Genomic DNA, 17,380 nt, shown 5'->3' on the forward strand with positions numbered 1-17,380 from the left:
TCAGGACAGCCAGCGCTTGCGGCGCTTGTAATGTTTGAGTTCACGGAAGCCCTTGGTGCCACCTTCGGCGCCGATGCCAAGATAAAACTCGCGCACGTCGGGGTCGGTTGCCAGCTTTTCTGCGCTGCCATCGATGACGACCTTGCCGGTCTCCATGATGTAGCCGTAGTCGGCCACGGCCAGCGCGACCGAGGCATTTTGCTCGACCAGTAGCATCGATACGCCGCGCTCGGCATTGATGCGCGCGATGATTTCAAATATCGTTTCCACCAGCACCGGCGACAACCCGAGCGACGGTTCATCGAGCAGGATCAGCTTCGGTTGCGCGATCAGTGCACGACCGATGGCCAGCATTTGCTGCTCGCCACCGGACAGGTAACCGGCCAGTCCGGTACGGCGTTCGAACAGGCGCGGAAAGTATTCATAGACCAGCTCGAACGCCGGCTTGATCGCACCCCTGCCGGACAGCGCATAGGTCGCGGCGACCAGGTTTTCTTCGACGGTCAGGTCTTCGAAAACCCGTCGTCCTTCCATCACATGGAACAGGCCGGCGCGCACCAGTTCATGCGGCTCGCTGCGGCTGATGTCGTGCCCGTCGAAGCGCACTTCGCCGCGCGTCATCGCGCCGTCTTCGAGGGCCAGCAAGCGCGACACGGCTTTCAGCATGGTCGACTTGCCGGCGCCGTTACTGCCGAGCAGCGCGACGATTTTCCCGCGCGGCACGGCCAGCGACAGGCCGCGCAGGACTTGCACGGTCTTGTTGTAGACCACCTCGATATTGTTGACTTCGAGGACCATGTCGGCGCTGGTGCTCACGATGATTTCCTTATTGTTCCAGCGTGATCCAGTCGGACACCGGCAGCATTTTCTTCTGCTTCATGTCGGCCTTGTAGATACGACCGACCGGGATCGAATTGCCCTTGATCGTGATCGGTGTGCCGATCAGGCCGCCGGTGTCGAAGTTGGCAATCGAGTTCAGCGCGGCCTTCATGTTCTTGCCATCGAGCGGCTTGCCGGCATCGAGCGTGCGCTTGACCGCTTCGGTCATCAGCATCGCCGACAGAAAGCCCTGCGTGTAGGCGGTGCTCTGGTACTCGGGATGCAGCTGGCGGATTTTTTCCAGCATCGGTGACTTGCCGTCGGTGTCGTAGTAGTAGCGATACGGCATGACGCCCATGAAGCCGTCGGCGCTGTCGCCCATCTTCATTACGGTCGAGTTATCCATGCTCCAGAACGTGCCCATGAAGGCGGTCTTCATGCCGAGCGCCTTGGCCTGCGTGACGAACTCGGGTATCGGCGCGAGGATGTAGCCGTGGAAAATCGTGTAGTCCGGATCGGCCCGACGCAGCTTGATGACTTCCGACGAGACATCGACGCTGCCCGGTGCGGTGACGATTTCGGTGACCAGGTTCAGGCCCAGCTTCTTGATGCTGGTGCGCGCCGCCTCGATCGGATCGCGGCCGAATTCGGTGTCGGAATAGACGATGGCGACTTTCGCGCCCGGCTTGGCCTTGGCGATGTAATTCAGTAGGATGCCGACCATTTCACTGTAGTCGGGGCCGACCATGAATTGCAGCGGATATTTTTTCGGATCGTTGAGTTCCTTGCCGAACGACGCGCCAGTCATCAGCATCGCGCCCGAGCGCTCGAGTTCCGGATTGACCGTCTTCGAGAATCCGGTCGAGTCGGCGTAATACAGGCTGACCTTGTTCTGGCTGGTGATTTTCTTGAAGGCCGCCATTGAGGCGTCGACCTTGTAGCCGGTGTCTTCGGGCACGTAGCGCAGTTTGCGGCCCTTGACGCCACCGGCATCGTTGACGATCTTCAGGTAATCCTTGATGCCGGCGTCGATGCCGATGCCGGCAAAGGCGAACACGCCGGTCAGCGGAATCGAACCGCCGAGCACGATGTCTTCCTGCGCCCAGGCCGACGACGCCGCAGCCAGCACGCTGGTGACGGCCAGCGAGGTGATCCATTTTTTCAGGTGAGTGCGCAACATGTTGTCTCCATTTTTTTATGAGTGCTATGTCCGGAACGGCCACAGGTGAAACAGACGGCGGATGCGACGCCAGATCTCCGCCAGACCATGCGGTTCGAAGATCAGGAACAGCACGATCATCGAACCGAAAACTATCGTGCGCACCGGTGACAGCACCAGCGTCGCGTTATCGCCGAGCGGCAACCAGCCGACGATCAGCTTGAGCAATTCCGGCACCAGCGTCATGAAGATCGCGCCGAAAATGCTGCCGCTGATGGTGCCCATGCCGCCGACGATGACGGCGGCCAGAAAGAAAATCGACATCAGCAGCGGAAAACTTTCCGGCGTGACGACGCGAAAGAAATAGGCGAACAGGCCACCGGCGACACCGGCATAGAACGACGAGATCGCGAACGACATCAGCTTGTACGGCATCAGCGGAATGCCGAGCACGGCGGCCGAAATATCGCGGTCGCGGATCGCGATGAAGGCGCGGCCGATGCGGGTACGGAACAGGTTGGCGGCACCGAACACCATCAGGATCATGATCGGCGCGATGACCCAGTACAGGCGGAACGAGGTATCGAGTTCGGCACCGAACAGGCGTGCCGGCGGTACTGTCATGCCACCATTACCACCGGTGATGCCGGCCCAGTGCGCGAATAAAAAATGCGTCATGAAGCCGGCCGCGATCGTCGCAATCGCCAGGTATAGGCCCTTGACCCGCAACGATGGCAAGCCGACCAGGATGCCACCCAGCATCGCGACGATGCCGCCGGCCAGCAGGTTCAGCAGGAATGGCGAGCCGTAGCGCACTTGCAAAATGGCGACCGTGTAGGCGCCTAATCCCATGAAGGCAGCCTGGCCGAGACTGACCAGGCCGGTGTAGCCGGTCAGCAAATTGAGGCCCGTCGTGCTGACGATATTGAGACCGACCAGGCAGGCCAGATAGAGCCAGTATTCGTTGGCCATGAACGGGAAGGCGACCAGCGCCAGCAACAGCACGCCGAACCAGGCGCGCTGCGGCGTGCTGTCGAACAGCGCCTGATCGGCCAGGTAACTTTGTTTTGCGGAGCCGATGCGCATTACAGCCTCTCTATGTCATGGGTGCCGAACAGGCCGTACGGCCGGATCAGCAGGATCAGCACCAGCAGGCTGAAGGTGGCGAGCAGCTTGTATTCGCCGCCGAGATAGGTGCCGGTCCATGCTTCGATCAGACCGATCAGCAAACCGCCGACCAACGCGCCGAGCACGCTGTCGAGCCCACCAAAGATCACCACCACCAGCACCGATAAACCGAAGATGCCCATCGACGACGAGATGCCGCCGATCGCCCCGACCACGATCCCGGCGACCCCGGCAATCACCGCCGCCAGCGACCAGGACAACGAAAACACGCGCGGCACATTGATGCCCATCGAGTACGCGGCACCCTGGTCGGAGGCGGTCGCGCGCAACGCGACACCGCCGCGCCAGAAGCGGAACACCAGCAACACGATCACGATCAGCACCACCGCAACCCAGAAGCCGTAAAAAGTTTTCGGGGCGAGGAACGCTTCGCCGATCTGGATCGGCTTGGTCGGCATGAAGTCGGGCAAGCGGCGCTGGTCGGCTGTCCAGATCAGTTCGACCAGGCCGACCAGGATCGACGACAGGCCCACCGTCACCATGAACGAAGAGATCGGTGATTCGCCCAGCATCGGCCGGATGATGGTGCGCTCGACCAGTGCGCCGATCGCGCCCATCGACAGCAAGGCCGCCGGGATCGCGATCCATAGCGGCAAGCCCATGCCCGCAGAGAAAGCGAAGAACAGGTAGGCGCCTATCATCAGCATGTCGCCGATGGCCAGATTCACCACGCGGGTGGCTTTGTAAATGATCACGAAGGCCAGGCCAGTCAGTGCATACAGGCCGCCGGTACCGAGGCCGGCAAGCGAAATTTCGAAAAAGAACAACCAGTCGACATTCATGCAGCGCTCCTGGCCCGCAAGATCGCGGCATCCTTGTAGCGCGCCCGCAGCGCCATCACGTCGCCCGAACCGAGGTACGCCTTGATGACTTCGGGATTGGCCTGTACCTCGGCTGGTTTGCCGTCGGCAATCACCTGGCCAAAATTGAGGACGATGACGTGGTCCGACAGGTCCATTACCATGCCCATGTCATGCTCGACCATCAGGATGGTGACACCCCACTCGCGTCGGACTTCGAGAATGAAGCGCGCCATGTCTTCGGTTTCTTCGCGGTTCATGCCGGCGACCGGTTCGTCGAGTAACAGGATCTTCGGTTTCATGGCCAGTGCCCGGGCCAGCTCGACGCGCTTTTGCAAGCCATACGATAGCGATGCGACGGGAGCGTTACGGATGTGATCGATCTCGAGGAAGTCGATGATGCGTTCTTCGATTTCCTGGCGCAGCGCTTCTTCTTCGCGGCGCGCAGCGCGGGTGTAGAACAGTGCGGCTAACGGACCGGTATTGAGATGGCAATGACGACCGAGCTTGATATTGTCGAGCACGCTCATGCCGCGAAACAGCGCGATATTCTGGAAGCTGCGCGCCATGCCCAATGCGGCACGCCGGGGTGGCGCGACGCCAGCCAGACTGAAATCGTTAAAACGGATATCGCCGGAAGCCGGCTTGTAGAAGCCCGAGATGGTGTTGAAAACGGAAGTTTTTCCGGCCCCGTTGGGACCGATGATGGAAGTAATCGAGCCTTCCTGAACGGAAAAACTCACATCGTTCAACGCCTTCACGCCGCCAAACGCGAGCGTGACTGCGCTAACGTCCAGAATGGATCGCCCCATAGCCGCCACTACCGTCTCCTTCATTTTTGTAGGCAGCGCATCGAGGCGCTGTCCCTGGCGCTCACTATTTATCGTGCAGTGATACTTTCCAGTAACATCGAAAATAATTTCATTCCGACAAATATGCAAGCACTTTATTCGTGTCTTCACGACTCGACGACAATCGCGCCGGTGACAGCAGCGATTATCCGAATTAAATGTTACCAGCGGGTAGGTGGCTATTTTCAGCGCAGATGACAAGCGGGTAGTCGATTGCCAGCGTCATGCGCAGACACGACGAATCATCATTGATGAACTTCAGGAAGGGAAATGGAAGCAGTATCTGACTGGTCTGCCCTACTGGAATCGAACCAGTAACCTATGCCTTAGAAGGGCATTGCTCTATCCAGTTGAGCTAAGGGCAGAAGGTAAAAGCGGATGGGTGCGTGATGCAAGTGTTTGTCGCCAGACCGTGACCTGCTACCTGGCGGTCGCTGCACTGACTATGACTTGCTTGCGAGAATGAGCTTAACGTAAACGAAAAAAAGCGGGTTGTCGTTAAACAACCCGCTTTAAATTTCTGGTCGGAGTACAAGGATTCGAACCTTGGACCCCCTGGTCCCAAACCAGGTGCGCTACCGGGCTGCGCTACACTCCGATAGACAGAATCATAGCGGGCGAGCCTCTTTTGGTCAATGGCTGGAGGGCTTAAATTTGCATGCAGCGTTATCGCCCGTCCCTGCCAAAACAATTCAATCCGGTTTGGCGTCCATCAGGTAGCCGATACTGCGCACCGTCTTGATGTAACCAGCGGCCACCCCGAGCGATTTTCGCAAGCGCATGATGTGGACATCGACGGTACGTTCTTCGAGAAACGCCTCATCGCCCCATACCTTGTCGAGCAACTGGGAACGTGAAAATACCCGCGCCGGATGGGCAACAAGAAATTTGAGCAAACGAAATTCGGATTGATCGAGTTTGACAGGCACGTCGGCAACCGTGACCAGATGACGCTCGGTATCGATCGTGATCGTGCCGTAGATATTTCCGGGCCTGGAGGCATCAGCGCGATTGCGACGTAACAGCGAGTGAATACGAGCCACCAGCTCACGTGGAGAAAACGGTTTGGTAATGTAGTCATCGGCACCGGCATTGAGGCCGAGCACCTTGTCTTCGTCCATGCCGTTTGCCGTGAGCATAATCACCGGCAATACCGACGTTACCGCCGTATTGCGCCACTCCCTGAGCAAGGTCAGACCTGAGCCATCCGGCAACATCCAGTCCAGCAATACGATATCCGGCAGTTGTTCGGCAATAGCAAGGCGCGCCTCCTGCATGGTCATCGCATTGTGCGAAGAAAAACCGGCATCCGCGAGTGTGAACTGCAACAGCTCGGCGATACCGGGTTCGTCTTCAACGAGCAGGATTTGATAACGTGGATTTTCCATTCTTGCCTGCGTTGCACGGCCTTAGCCGAAGGGGTATCAGTGTAGTCCAGGATCGTCGACGACAATCCTGGAGAGAATCAGCCGCAGCAAAAAAGACCCGCCTTGCTTGGCGGGATCATCGTGAGCAACTTACCACGAGCCATTCAGGCCGGAACTACTTTGTCGGCAATCCGGCGTGCCATCGCATCCGCCAGGCCGGCGGTCTTTGCTTCCACCATCACGCGAATCAGCGGCTCGGTACCCGAGGCACGGATCAGCACACGGCCTGCATCACCAAGTTCAAGCTCGACAGCCTCCTTTTCGGCAACCATCGCAGCATTGTTGAGCCAGTTGAATCCTGCCGCGACACGGACGTTGATGAGAGCCTGCGGGTACATCACGATATCCTCGGTGCACTGGGCCAGTGTCTTGTTGCTGCGCTTGAGCGCCGACAGTACCTGCAATGCGGACACGATGCCGTCACCCGTAGTGTGCTTGTCAAGAAACAGCAAATGTCCCGATCCTTCGCCACCCAATGTCCAGCCGCGTTCCTGCAAGACTTCAAGCACATAGCGATCGCCCACCTTGGCACGGGCAAATCCGACGCCAAGCTCCCGGAATGCGACTTCAAGCGCCATGTTGGTCATCAAGGTACCGACCACGCCGGGCACGACCTGCGTCAGCATCCGGTCTTTGGCCATGATGTAGAGCAGCTCGTCGCCGTTATAAATCCGTCCGCTGCCATCGACCATGACCAGGCGGTCGGCATCGCCATCCAGTGCAATCCCGAGGTCCGCACGGTTGGCACGTACTGCGCGCGACAAGGCATCGGGCGCAGTTGCGCCGACCTGATCGTTAATGTTGATACCGTTGGGCTGATTGCCGATCGCGATGACCTCTGCACCGAGCTCATGCAGGACATGCGGCGCAATATGATAAGCCGCTCCGTGGGCGCAATCGACGACGATACGCATGCCGCGCAGATCGAGTGCGTTTGGAAACGTGCTTTTGCAGAATTCAATGTATCGACCCTGGGCATCATCGAGACGTTGCGCCTTGCCGAGCTTGTCGGATGACACGCAGCCGAGCGGCTCTTCCAGTTGCGCCTCGATGGCCTCCTCGACCGAATCAGGCAGCTTGTTGCCCTGTGAGGAAAAAAACTTGATGCCGTTGTCATCGTAAGGATTGTGCGATGCCGAGATCACGACACCCGCCGATAGACGCAAAGCGCGCGTCAGATAAGCCACCGCCGGCGTCGGCATCGGTCCGGCCAGCATCACGTCGACACCGGCAGCGGCAAACCCGGCTTCGAGTGCTGCCTCCAGCATGTAGCCGGAAATCCGTGTGTCCTTACCAATTAACACCGTCGGTTTGCCGCTATCGGATGCGGTCAGTACTTTGCCGGCGGCATAACCAAGTCGCATCACAAAATCAGGAGTAATCGGTGCGATGCCAACTTTGCCGCGCACTCCGTCAGTACCAAAATATTTACGTGCCATCGTTATCCTAATTGTTCATTTTTATTATGTCGCTGCCCGCCATACCTTCAAGGCATCGATAGTTTCAGCCACATCGTGCACCCGTAAAATTGCTGCGCCGTTGACCGCTGCAACTATGGCAGCAGCAAGGCTGCCGGCCAGCCGTTGCTGGACTGGCTGGCCGGTCAGATTGCCTATCATCGATTTACGGGACATCCCTGCGAGCAACGGCAGATCCAAACTGGTCGCAATGTAACGAATATGTTTCAACAGCGCCAGATTATGCTCCAGTGTTTTCCCAAAACCAAAACCGGGATCAATACTCAAGCGCTCGCGCGCAATGCCGCAGGCTTCCATTTGCCGGACGCGCTCGCTCAAGAAATCACTGACCTGCTGCACCACATCCTGATAGACCGGATCCCGCTGCATGTGTTGAGGGTCACTCGCCATGTGCATGATACAAAGTCCGCAATCGCTTTCCTTGACTGCAGTCAACGCTGCCATATCCCGAAAACCACTAATGTCATTGATCATGTCCGCGCCTGCCGCCAGCACCTCAACCATCACCGCCGGTTTGTAAGTATCGATGGACAAGGGCTTGCCGCAATCACGCAAGGCAAAGACGACCGGCAAAATGCGGCGCAGTTCTTCATCAATTGGCAGTGGTGTCGCGCCGGGGCGACTTGACTCGCCGCCGATATCAATGATGTCGACACCCTCATCGATCATTTGCTCGGCACGCGACACAACGGTGTCGAGAGACTGAAATTGACCGCCATCAGAAAACGAATCGGGCGTCACATTCAGGACGCCCATGATCAGCGGCATCGCCCCTTCCCTCAGCGGGAAGCGATAGCGCCCGCAGTGCAGCATCGATGTATTCATCATTCCAGACAAAATAAAAGGGTGAGGATTACTCCTCACCCTTGTTGACTAACAGCGAATGAATCAGGCTGGCGCGGTGGCCGTCGGTGTCACACCACCGGGACCATTCGGGCCATCAGAAGTCTGACGCCTCGGTGGCACACCTGCTTTTGGCAAGCGTGGCTCGCGGCCTTCCATGATGTCGTTGATCTGGTCTGCATCGATGGTTTCCCACTCGAGCAGCGTCTTGGCCATCAGTTCGACTTTTTCGCGGTTCTCTTCCAGCAAGCGACGCGACAAAGCGTACTGGCCATCGAGGATGCTGCGAATTTCAAGATCGACTTTTTGCTGCGTGGCTTCCGATACGGTCTTGGCTGACATCCGGCCGAAGTAAGCATCCTGCTCGGTATCTTCGTAGACCATCGTGCCCAGGCTTTCGGACATACCATAACGCGTCACCATTGCGCGCGCCAGTTTCGTGGCCCGCTCAAAGTCATTCGACGCGCCTGTCGACATCTGATGCATGAAAATTTCTTCGGCAATACGACCGCCAAACAGAATCGCGATTTCTTCGAGCATCTTGTCTTTGTACAAGTTGACGCGATCGTGTTCCGGTAACTGCCATGTCAAGCCAAGTGCAAACCCACGCGGCATGATGGTGACCTTGTGGACTGGATCAGCCTTAGGCAGCAGCTTCGCGACCACGGCGTGTCCCGATTCATGGAACGCGGTATTGCGGCGTTCTTCTTCGCGCATGACTGCCGACTTGCGCTCCGGCCCCATAACAATTTTGTCCTTGGCATCTTCGAAGTCCTGCATTTCCACCAGTCGCTTGTTGCGACGTGCCGCAAACAATGCTGCTTCGTTGACGAGGTTAGCCAGGTCAGCGCCCGAAAAACCAGGTGTACCACGAGCAAGGATGTCAGCTTTGACATCGGTTCCAATCGGAACCTTGCGCATGTGAACGTACAAGATCTGTTCGCGACCACGGATGTCCGGCAAACCGACGACAACCTGGCGGTCGAAGCGACCCGGCCGCAATAGCGCCTTATCAAGAACGTCGGCACGGTTGGTTGCTGCGATTACGATCACACCAGCGTTCGCCTCGAAACCATCCATCTCGACCAGCAACTGGTTAAGCGTCTGCTCACGTTCGTCATTACCACCGCCCATGCCGGCACCGCGATGGCGACCGACCGCATCAATTTCATCAATGAAGATGATGCAAGGAGATTGCTTTTTCGCGTTTTCGAACATGTCGCGAACACGGGATGCACCGACACCGACGAACATTTCAACAAAGTCGGAACCCGAAATGGTGAAGAAAGGTACCTTGGCTTCACCGGCGATCGCCCGTGCCAGCAAAGTCTTACCCGTACCCGGAGGACCAACCATCAGGACACCGCGGGGAATCCGGCCGCCCAGTTTTTGAAACTTGGTCGGATCGCGCAGAAAGTCGACCAACTCCTGAACTTCCTCTTTGGCCTCGTCGCAACCGGCGACATCAGCAAACGTAACGGCATTGGTGGTTTCATCCAGCATGCGCGCTTTCGATTTACCGAAAGAGAATGCGCCGCCTTTGCCGCCGCCCTGCATCTGCCGCATGAAGAATACCCAGACACCGATCAGCAGCAACATCGGGAACCACGAGATGAAGATCTGCGAAAGGAATGACTGCTCTTCAGGTTGCTTGACATCGAACTTGACGCCGTTATTGACTAGATCGCCGATCAACCCACGATCGAGATAAGTAATCGCCGTTCTGATTTTTTTGCCGTCCGTTGTCGTCGCGGTGAGTGTGCGATCTTCAATGGTGGCATCTTTGATGCGCTTGGATTTGACCTCATCCAGAAAGTCGGAGTAAGGAACAACTGTTGCACCGCTCGATGCCGTACGGCTATCGAACTGTTTGAACACCATGAAAAGTACCATGGCGATAACCACCCAAATGGCGGCCTTGGAAAACATATTATTCACTAGAACTCCTTGGACGCGCGTAGCGCCATATGCCTGAGATGCGATCTTACCCGTAATAAAGAGTGCCCGCTACGCACGACATTGGGATAAAGCCCTTCAAAATCAAGGGTCCAATGGCAACTTTTGTAATGAAACCGGATTTTTTACGCCTTTACCAAGTAAAAATATCTCTGAAGATTTATCTTTGCTCGCTTTAGGCTTCTTGGGTGAGACAGTTTTGAATTCACTGCGGAATTTTTCAACAATCTGACTATACCCTGATCCATTAAAACATTTGACGAGCAAGGCGCCCGAAGGTTTCAGGTGCGCTTGCGAGAATTCGATCGCCAAATCAATGATGTGCTCCATCCGCGCTGCATCGGCACTCGCGATGCCGGACAAATTCGGCGCCATGTCAGACAACACCACATCGACTTTGCGACCGGCCAGAATGACTTCGAGCTGGCGCAAGACCTTGTGATCGCGGAAGTCACCCAGAATGAAATGGACATCAGCAATCGGATCCATCGGCAGCATGTCGAGTCCGATGATGATGCCGTCGATACCACCCCCCGCCTTTCCGGACAATTTGTTGCGCACGTACTGCGACCAGCTGCCGGGGGTACACCCGAGGTCGACAATGATCTGACCAGCCTTGATCAGCTTGTCACCCTCATCGATCTCCTTGAGCTTGTAGACCGCCCGCGCCCGATAGCCTTCTTTCTGCGCCAGCTTGACATAGGGATCATTGATGTGATCATGCAGCCAGTTTTTGTTTAATTTGTTCTTTGCCATTCGCGTAGAATACTGTTTTTAAGGGATTTTTTTATGTTGAAACTCACACCATCGGAGCGTAGTGCGCTTCGTGCCGAAGCGCATGCGCTGAACCCGATTGTCATCATCGGTGAGGCGGGACTAACTGAACCGGTACTCAAGGAAATTGACAACGGCCTTGATGCGCATGGTCTGATCAAGGTCCGCGTTTTTGGCGATGATCGCGAAGCGCGCATCGGCATGTATGAGACGATTTGCGACAAACTCGGTGCCGCGCCCGTACAGCATATCGGGAAACTCCTGGTGGTGTATCGCGCTAAAAAAGATGCCGTCAAAGAATTACGCAATGACAGTAAAAAAGGTCGTGGCATGCGTGAAGTCACCATCGTCAAACCGAGTCCTAGTGGTACGAAACGTCCGTCAGTCACCAAGGTCATGGTCAAAGGCAATGAACGAGTCACGCAAGGCGGTTCTATCAAACGTGCCAAGCCCCGTCAGACCAGCGCCAAGAAATCATCTCTCGGCCAGTAATCATCATAGCGGACGGGATGGCCTGAAAAGTAGCCTCCCGTCGTCTGCATTACGCTCTTATCCCCACCTGGTCATTTTTCAGGATCAGGACAATTCCCAGCACGCTCTGAATCAAATACAACCCGCTTGCCACGCCATGCAGTATGCCGAACTGCATGCGTGCGTCAGGTGAAAACACGCCACCTGATGCCGCTTCGCGCAATGCCGCCATCATCGGCTGCAAGCCAAAATACCCAATCAAGGTACAAGCCAGCATCATGCCCGTCAGCCTAAGCATCCACGTGCGCGCACGTGATGTCGTAACGCTCCAGGCAATCAACCCAAACGTCAGCAACGACATCACCACAGACAACCAGGCTTCGACCCGGAACAACTTGCCGGCAATGGTGCCCGCCAGGACCCGGTCTGCCAGCGTCATGAACAGCGTCGGTGCAACGAGATAGCCAATAGTCCACAGACTACCGACCCACAGGGCAATGACCAGCAAGCGCAAGCGCGTGGCAATGATCATCGTTAGATGTAACGTACTTCCAGCACTTCGTATTCGCGCACGCCGGCCGGCGCTTGCACACCCACCACATCACCGGCAATCTTGCCGATCAGTGCGCGGGCGATCGGGGAAGTCACCGACACTTTCAATTGCTTGAGGTCAGCTTCATCGGTACCAACGATCTGGTAGGTGACCTTGTCGCCGGTCTCAAGATCTTCGAGGTAGACCGTTGAGCCGAATACAATCCGACCATCGGCTTCCAGCATTAGCGGGTCGATGATCTGCGAGGAACCGAGCTTGCCTTCGAGGTCAGAGATGCGGCCTTCGATGAAGCTCTGTCGCTCCTTGGCGGCGTCGTACTCGGCATTTTCGGACAAGTCGCCCTGGGCACGCGCTTCAGAAATCGCGTTGATGATGGAAGGACGTTCTTTCGTTTTCAGGCGATGCAATTCTTCTTTCAAAAGCTGCGCGCCAAATTTTGTGATGGGTACGGTACTCATAAGTCTCTTTATTAATCAGTTAAAAACTACAGAGGCCACAAATGGAGCCGGAAGATCCGGGCACCTTCTGTGACCTCTGCAATAGTGTTCAGGTCGGTCGTGCTTCGGCCTCAGTGTAAGGTCTTATGCAGTCCCTGTAAATCATAGACATGCAACTGATCCAGATGGGCCATGCCGGCGACGGCTGCTTCGGCACCTGCGATGGTCGTGTAAGTCGTCACCCGTGCAGCTAATGCCGACGTCCGGATGGCGCGCGAATCGGTGATCGCATTGCGCTTTTCTTCGACCGTATTGATGACCAGCGCAATCTCGTTATTCTTGATCATGTCAACCACGTGCGGGCGGCCTTCGACCACCTTGTTGACGGTCGTCACGACAATACCGGCTTCGCGGATTGCCGCTGCCGTACCCTTGGTGGCCACCACCGAAAATCCGATGTTGACCAGTGCAGCGGCGATCTTCACCGCGCGGGGCTTGTCACTACCCTTGACGCTCAGGAAAACCTGTCCCGACGAGGGCAGCTTGACACCGGCACCAAGCTGCGATTTGACGAACGCCTCACCAAAGGTCTTGCCGACACCCATGACTTCACCGGTCGACTTCATTTCGGGCCCGAGGATGGTATCGACGCCAGGGAATTTAACGAACGGGAACACGGCTTCCTTGACGCTGAAATAACCGGGCACGACTTCATCATAAATACCCTGGCTATCAAGCGACTGTCCGACCATGCAGCGCGCGGCAATCTTGGCCAGTTGCAGACCGGTTGCTTTTGAGACGAACGGCACCGTACGCGAAGCGCGCGGATTGACTTCGAGCACGAACACGACGTCTTGCGAAAGGCCATCGATAACTTGCTGCTGAATCGCGAACTGCACATTCATCAGACCAACCACATTGAGCCCCTTGGCCATCAGCGAGGTCTGGCGCTTGATCTCGTCGATCGTCGGTTGCGACAGCGAATACGGCGGCAGCGAACAGGCTGAATCGCCCGAATGCACGCCAGCCTGCTCGATGTGCTCCATCACGCCACCGATGAAGGTACGCGTTCCGTCGGAGAGGCAATCGACATCGACTTCGATCGCGTCATTAAGGAAGCGATCCAGCAGCACCGGCGAATCATGTGAGACTTTGACCGCTTCGCGCATGTAGCGCTCGAGATCGCGTTGCTCGTGAACGATTTCCATCGCGCGTCCGCCAAGTACATACGAGGGGCGCACGACCAGCGGATAACCGATTTCCTGTGCCAGTTGCAAAGCATCCGCTTCGGTGCGGGCGGTCCGGTTAGGCGGCTGGCGCAAGCCAAGGTCCTTCAGCAATTGCGAGAACCGCTCGCGGTCTTCGGCCGCATCGATCATGTCCGGCGAGGTGCCGACAATAGGCACGCCATTGGCTTCGAGGTCCAGTGCCAGCTTCAACGGGGTCTGTCCGCCGTACTGGACGATAACGCCGTAAGGCTTTTCCTTGTCGACGATTTCGAGCACGTCTTCCAGCGTCAGCGGCTCGAAATACAGCCGGTCGGACGTGTCGTAATCGGTCGATACGGTTTCGGGATTGCAGTTGACCATGATGGTTTCATAGCCGTCTTCGCGCATCGCCAGTGCCGCATGCACGCAGCAATAATCGAATTCGATACCCTGACCGATACGGTTCGGACCGCCACCCAGCACCATGATTTTTTTCTTGTTGGTCGGGGCCGATTCGCACTCTTCCTCGTACGTCGAATACATGTAGGCCGTGTCGGTCGAGAACTCGCCGGCGCAGGTATCGACGCGCTTGTAGACCGGGCGGATATTCAACGCATGACGCTTTTCACGCACGACCTTGTCGGTAGTCTTGAGCAGCTTGGCCAAACGGCGATCGGCAAAACCCTTTTGCTTGAGCTTGAACAGCGTGGCCTTGTCGAGGTCATCAAGCGACTTCGTTTCAAGCCACAGTTCGAGGTCGACGATCTCCTTAATCTGGATCAGGAACCACGGATCGATGTGCGTCAGCTGATGCACTTCTTCCATCGTGAAACCCTGTGCGAACGCATCGCCGACATACCAGATCCGGTCCGGACCCGGCTCGCCGAGTTCTTCTTCGATGGTTTCGCGATCGGTGGTTTTTTCATTCATGCCATCGACGCCGACCTCAAGTCCGCGCAAGGCTTTCTGGAACGATTCCTGAAAAGTGCGGCCGATAGCCATCACTTCGCCGACCGATTTCATCTGAGTCGTCAGGTGATTGTCGGCGGTCGGGAATTTCTCGAACGTGAAGCGCGGGATCTTGGTCACGACGTAATCGATGCTTGGCTCGAACGAGGCCGGGGTCGCGCCGCCGGTGATGTCGTTGCGCAGTTCGTCGAGCGTAAAACCGACTGCCAGCTTGGCTGCGATCTTGGCGATCGGGAAGCCGGTTGCTTTCGAGGCCAGTGCGGACGAACGCGAAACGCGCGGATTCATTTCGATGACGATCATGCGACCGTCGACCGGATTGATCGAGAACTGCACGTTCGAACCACCGGTATCGACACCGATTTCACGCAGCACCGCGAGCGACGCATTACGCATGATCTGGTATTCCTTGTCGGTCAGCGTTTGCGCCGGCGCGACCGTAATCGAGTCACCGGTATGCACGCCCATCGGGTCGAGATTTTCAATGGAGCAGACGATGATGCAGTTATCCATCTTGTCGCGCACGACTTCCATCTCGAACTCTTTCCAGCCGAGCAGCGATTCTTCGATCAGCAGTTCGGTGGTCGGCGAAGCTTCGAGGCCGCGCTTGCAGATGGTTTCGAATTCTTCGGAGTTGTAGGCGATGCCGCCGCCGCTGCCGCCCATCGTGAACGAGGGCCGGATAACGATCGGGAAGCCGAGCGTCTTTTGCACGGTCCACGCTTCATCGAGCGTGTGGGCAATGCCGGAACGGGCCGAACCAAGGCCGATGCGGGTCATTGCTTCCTTGAACTTGGAGCGGTCTTCGGCCATGTCGATGGCTTCCGGCGACGCACCGATCAGCTCGCAGTTGTACTTGGTCAGCACGCCGTTGTGATGCAGGTCGAGCGCGCAATTGAGCGCGGTCTGTCCGCCCATCGTCGGCAGGATCGCGTCAGGACGTTCCTTGGCGATGATGCTCTCGACGACTTGCCAGGTGATCGGTTCGATGTAGGTCACATCGGCCATCTCGGGGTCGGTCATGATGGTGGCCGGATTGCTGTTGACCAGGATCACGCGATAGCCTTCTTCGCGCAATGCCTTGCAGGCTTGCGCGCCGGAGTAATCGAATTCACAGGCCTGGCCGATGATGATCGGACCAGCACCGATGATCAGGATGCTTTTGATGTCAGTACGCTTTGCCATTATTGTTTTTCCATTCTTGCGGTAGCCCGGGCGCTTTTCATCAGGTCGACGAAGCGATCAAACAGGGGCGCAATGTCATGCGGGCCGGGTGATGCTTCAGGGTGACCCTGAAAGCAAAAAGCCGGTTTGTCGGTACGGGCGAATCCTTGCAGCGAACCATCGAACAGCGACACGTGTGTGACACGGCAATTGGCCGGCAGCGAATCCGGATCAACCGCAAAGCCGTGATTCTGGGACGTGATCAGCACTTGCCTGGTATCGAGATCCTGCACGGGATGGTTGGCACCGTGATGGCCGAACTTCATCTTCAGGGTCGTAGCGCCGGAGGCCAGCGCCATGATCTGGTGACCGAGGCAGATGCCGAAGGTCGGAATACCGAGTTCGATCAGTTCGCGCGAAGCCGCGATCGCGTAATCGCAAGGCTGCGGATCGCCGGGACCATTCGACAGGAAGATGCCATCCGGCTTAAGCGCCAGTGCATCGGCTGCAGTCGCCTGTGCCGGCAGCACGGTGACCTTGCAACCACGCTGCGCCAGCATCCGCAGGATGTTGAACTTGACGCCATAGTCAAACGCAACCACGTGGAATTTCGGCGTCTGTTGCTGGCCGTAGCCGACACCCAGCTGCCATTCGGTCTCAGTCCATTCGTAGGCGGCCTTGGTCGATACGACCTTGGCCAGATCCATGCCATTAATGCCGGCAAACGACTTCGCCAGCGCCAGCGCCTGCTCGACGGTCGCATCGGTACCGGCGACGATGGCGCCGCTCTGGGCACCTTTTTCGCGCAGGATACGGGTCAGTTTGCGGGTATCGATGCCGGCAATGGCGACGATGTTTTCCGCTTGCAGATAATCGGTCAGGCTTTGCGTGGAACGGAAGTTCGACGCCATCAGTGGCAAGTCCCGAATGACGAGACCGGCCGCATGGACCCGCGACGATTCGACATCTTCGGCATTGATCCCGGTGTTACCGATGTGCGGATAAGTGAGCGTGACGATTTGACGGCTATAGCTCGGGTCGGTCAGGATTTCCTGGTATCCGGTCATTGCGGTGTTGAAGACGACCTCACCGATCGTGTGGCCGGCAGCACCTATGGAAAAACCCTGGAAGATCGACCCGTCTGCAAGTGCGAGGATGGCTGGAACGGCGGGGCCAGAAAAGAATGGCGGCAAGGGGTAACTCCTGATGTGGTTACCGCCGCGCTGCATCGTGCCGGAGTGTCCGCGCGCGTCTTTCCGCGGCAGGGCGCGCGGAAAATTGGC

Annotated in this window: 15 protein-coding genes and 2 tRNA genes; 1 reads left to right on the plus strand and 16 read right to left on the minus strand. The window is 57.1% G+C overall.

Annotated features, from left to right (window positions below; genetic code table 11):
* From RHM62_RS14770 to RHM62_RS14825, 12 genes are all read right to left on the minus strand, one after another.
* The gene (locus RHM62_RS14770; RefSeq protein WP_040722202.1) at positions 1–798 is read right to left on the minus strand and encodes an ABC transporter ATP-binding protein; all 798 of its coding nucleotides are present in this window, start codon (positions 796–798) and stop codon (positions 1–3) included.
* Positions 799–826: 28 nt separating this feature from the next.
* Positions 827–1,999: an ABC transporter substrate-binding protein gene (locus RHM62_RS14775; protein ID WP_322122834.1), complete on the minus strand. Its 1,173-nt coding sequence runs from the start codon at positions 1,997–1,999 to the stop codon at positions 827–829.
* 24 nt (positions 2,000–2,023) lie between these two features.
* Positions 2,024–3,064, minus strand: a complete 1,041-nt coding sequence (locus RHM62_RS14780) for a branched-chain amino acid ABC transporter permease (RefSeq protein ID WP_322122835.1) — start codon at positions 3,062–3,064, stop codon at positions 2,024–2,026.
* Positions 3,064–3,948 (minus strand): branched-chain amino acid ABC transporter permease, encoded by an 885-nt coding sequence (locus tag RHM62_RS14785; RefSeq protein WP_322122836.1) that lies wholly within the window; start codon positions 3,946–3,948, stop codon positions 3,064–3,066. Before RHM62_RS14785 ends, RHM62_RS14780 begins: the two co-directional genes overlap by 1 nt.
* Entirely contained in the window at positions 3,945–4,778 is an 834-nt protein-coding gene (locus tag RHM62_RS14790) for an ABC transporter ATP-binding protein (protein ID WP_322122837.1), read from the minus strand. The genes RHM62_RS14785 and RHM62_RS14790 overlap by 4 nt, the downstream gene beginning before the upstream one ends.
* 327 nt (positions 4,779–5,105) lie before the next feature.
* Positions 5,106–5,182 (minus strand) — tRNA-Arg (locus tag RHM62_RS14795).
* A 156-nt stretch (positions 5,183–5,338) separates the two neighbouring features.
* Positions 5,339–5,415, minus strand: a tRNA-Pro gene (locus RHM62_RS14800).
* Between the two features lie 94 nt (positions 5,416–5,509).
* The gene (locus RHM62_RS14805; RefSeq protein ID WP_322122838.1) at positions 5,510–6,205 is read right to left on the minus strand and encodes a response regulator; all 696 of its coding nucleotides are present in this window, start codon (positions 6,203–6,205) and stop codon (positions 5,510–5,512) included.
* A gap of 143 nt (positions 6,206–6,348) precedes the next feature.
* On the minus strand, positions 6,349–7,683 hold the full coding sequence (glmM, locus tag RHM62_RS14810; protein WP_322122839.1) for a phosphoglucosamine mutase: 1,335 nt from the start codon (positions 7,681–7,683) through the stop codon (positions 6,349–6,351).
* Positions 7,684–7,707: 24 nt separating this feature from the next.
* Positions 7,708–8,547: a dihydropteroate synthase gene (gene folP, locus RHM62_RS14815; RefSeq protein WP_322125419.1), complete on the minus strand. Its 840-nt coding sequence runs from the start codon at positions 8,545–8,547 to the stop codon at positions 7,708–7,710.
* A gap of 63 nt (positions 8,548–8,610) precedes the next feature.
* Positions 8,611–10,503 (minus strand): ATP-dependent zinc metalloprotease FtsH, encoded by a 1,893-nt coding sequence (gene ftsH, locus RHM62_RS14820; RefSeq protein WP_322122840.1) that lies wholly within the window; start codon positions 10,501–10,503, stop codon positions 8,611–8,613.
* Positions 10,504–10,605: 102 nt separating this feature from the next.
* Positions 10,606–11,277 carry an RlmE family RNA methyltransferase gene (locus RHM62_RS14825; protein WP_322122841.1) on the minus strand — a complete coding sequence of 224 codons (672 nt, stop codon included), beginning with the start codon at positions 11,275–11,277 and terminating at the stop codon, positions 10,606–10,608.
* 33 nt (positions 11,278–11,310) lie between these two features.
* On the opposite strand from RHM62_RS14825, the gene RHM62_RS14830 reads away from it, so the two are divergent.
* Positions 11,311–11,787: a YhbY family RNA-binding protein gene (locus RHM62_RS14830; protein WP_322122842.1), complete on the plus strand. Its 477-nt coding sequence runs from the start codon at positions 11,311–11,313 to the stop codon at positions 11,785–11,787.
* Between the two features lie 49 nt (positions 11,788–11,836).
* Here RHM62_RS14830 and RHM62_RS14835 read toward each other — a convergent pair whose 3' ends face one another.
* The 4 genes from RHM62_RS14835 to carA all read right to left on the minus strand — a co-directional run bounded on the left by RHM62_RS14835 (position 11,837) and on the right by carA (position 17,326).
* Entirely contained in the window at positions 11,837–12,298 is a 462-nt protein-coding gene (locus RHM62_RS14835; protein WP_322122843.1) for a DUF4149 domain-containing protein, read from the minus strand.
* 2 nt (positions 12,299–12,300) lie between these two features.
* Positions 12,301–12,777, minus strand: coding sequence for a transcription elongation factor GreA (greA, locus tag RHM62_RS14840; protein WP_322122844.1), 477 nt, complete (start codon positions 12,775–12,777; stop codon positions 12,301–12,303).
* A gap of 110 nt (positions 12,778–12,887) precedes the next feature.
* Positions 12,888–16,118: a carbamoyl-phosphate synthase large subunit gene (gene carB / locus RHM62_RS14845; protein WP_322122845.1), complete on the minus strand. Its 3,231-nt coding sequence runs from the start codon at positions 16,116–16,118 to the stop codon at positions 12,888–12,890.
* Complete coding sequence (gene carA, locus RHM62_RS14850; protein ID WP_416172265.1) at positions 16,118–17,326, minus strand: glutamine-hydrolyzing carbamoyl-phosphate synthase small subunit; 1,209 nt, start codon at positions 17,324–17,326, stop codon at positions 16,118–16,120. Before carA ends, carB begins: the two co-directional genes overlap by 1 nt.
* Positions 17,327–17,380: the final 54 nt, after the last annotated feature.

Source organism: Actimicrobium sp. CCC2.4 (genome assembly GCF_034347385.1).
GTDB lineage: Bacteria > Pseudomonadota > Gammaproteobacteria > Burkholderiales > Burkholderiaceae_D > Actimicrobium.

Coding starts and splice junctions, on each gene's coding strand:
- RHM62_RS14770 (WP_040722202.1), bottom strand. CDS start 798: ATGGTCCTCGAAGTCAACAATATCGAGGTGGTCTACAACAAGACCGTG.
- RHM62_RS14775 (WP_322122834.1), bottom strand. CDS start 1,999: ATGTTGCGCACTCACCTGAAAAAATGGATCACCTCGCTGGCCGTCACC.
- RHM62_RS14780 (WP_322122835.1), bottom strand. CDS start 3,064: ATGCGCATCGGCTCCGCAAAACAAAGTTACCTGGCCGATCAGGCGCTG.
- RHM62_RS14785 (WP_322122836.1), bottom strand. CDS start 3,948: ATGAATGTCGACTGGTTGTTCTTTTTCGAAATTTCGCTTGCCGGCCTC.
- RHM62_RS14790 (WP_322122837.1), bottom strand. CDS start 4,778: ATGGGGCGATCCATTCTGGACGTTAGCGCAGTCACGCTCGCGTTTGGC.
- RHM62_RS14805 (WP_322122838.1), bottom strand. CDS start 6,205: ATGGAAAATCCACGTTATCAAATCCTGCTCGTTGAAGACGAACCCGGT.
- glmM (WP_322122839.1), bottom strand. CDS start 7,683: ATGGCACGTAAATATTTTGGTACTGACGGAGTGCGCGGCAAAGTTGGC.
- folP (WP_322125419.1), bottom strand. CDS start 8,547: ATGAATACATCGATGCTGCACTGCGGGCGCTATCGCTTCCCGCTGAGG.
- RHM62_RS14825 (WP_322122841.1), bottom strand. CDS start 11,277: ATGGCAAAGAACAAATTAAACAAAAACTGGCTGCATGATCACATCAAT.
- RHM62_RS14830 (WP_322122842.1), top strand. CDS start 11,311: ATGTTGAAACTCACACCATCGGAGCGTAGTGCGCTTCGTGCCGAAGCG.
- RHM62_RS14835 (WP_322122843.1), bottom strand. CDS start 12,298: ATGATCATTGCCACGCGCTTGCGCTTGCTGGTCATTGCCCTGTGGGTC.
- greA (WP_322122844.1), bottom strand. CDS start 12,777: ATGAGTACCGTACCCATCACAAAATTTGGCGCGCAGCTTTTGAAAGAA.
- carB (WP_322122845.1), bottom strand. CDS start 16,118: ATGGCAAAGCGTACTGACATCAAAAGCATCCTGATCATCGGTGCTGGT.
- carA (WP_416172265.1), bottom strand. CDS start 17,326: ATGCAGCGCGGCGGTAACCACATCAGGAGTTACCCCTTGCCGCCATTC.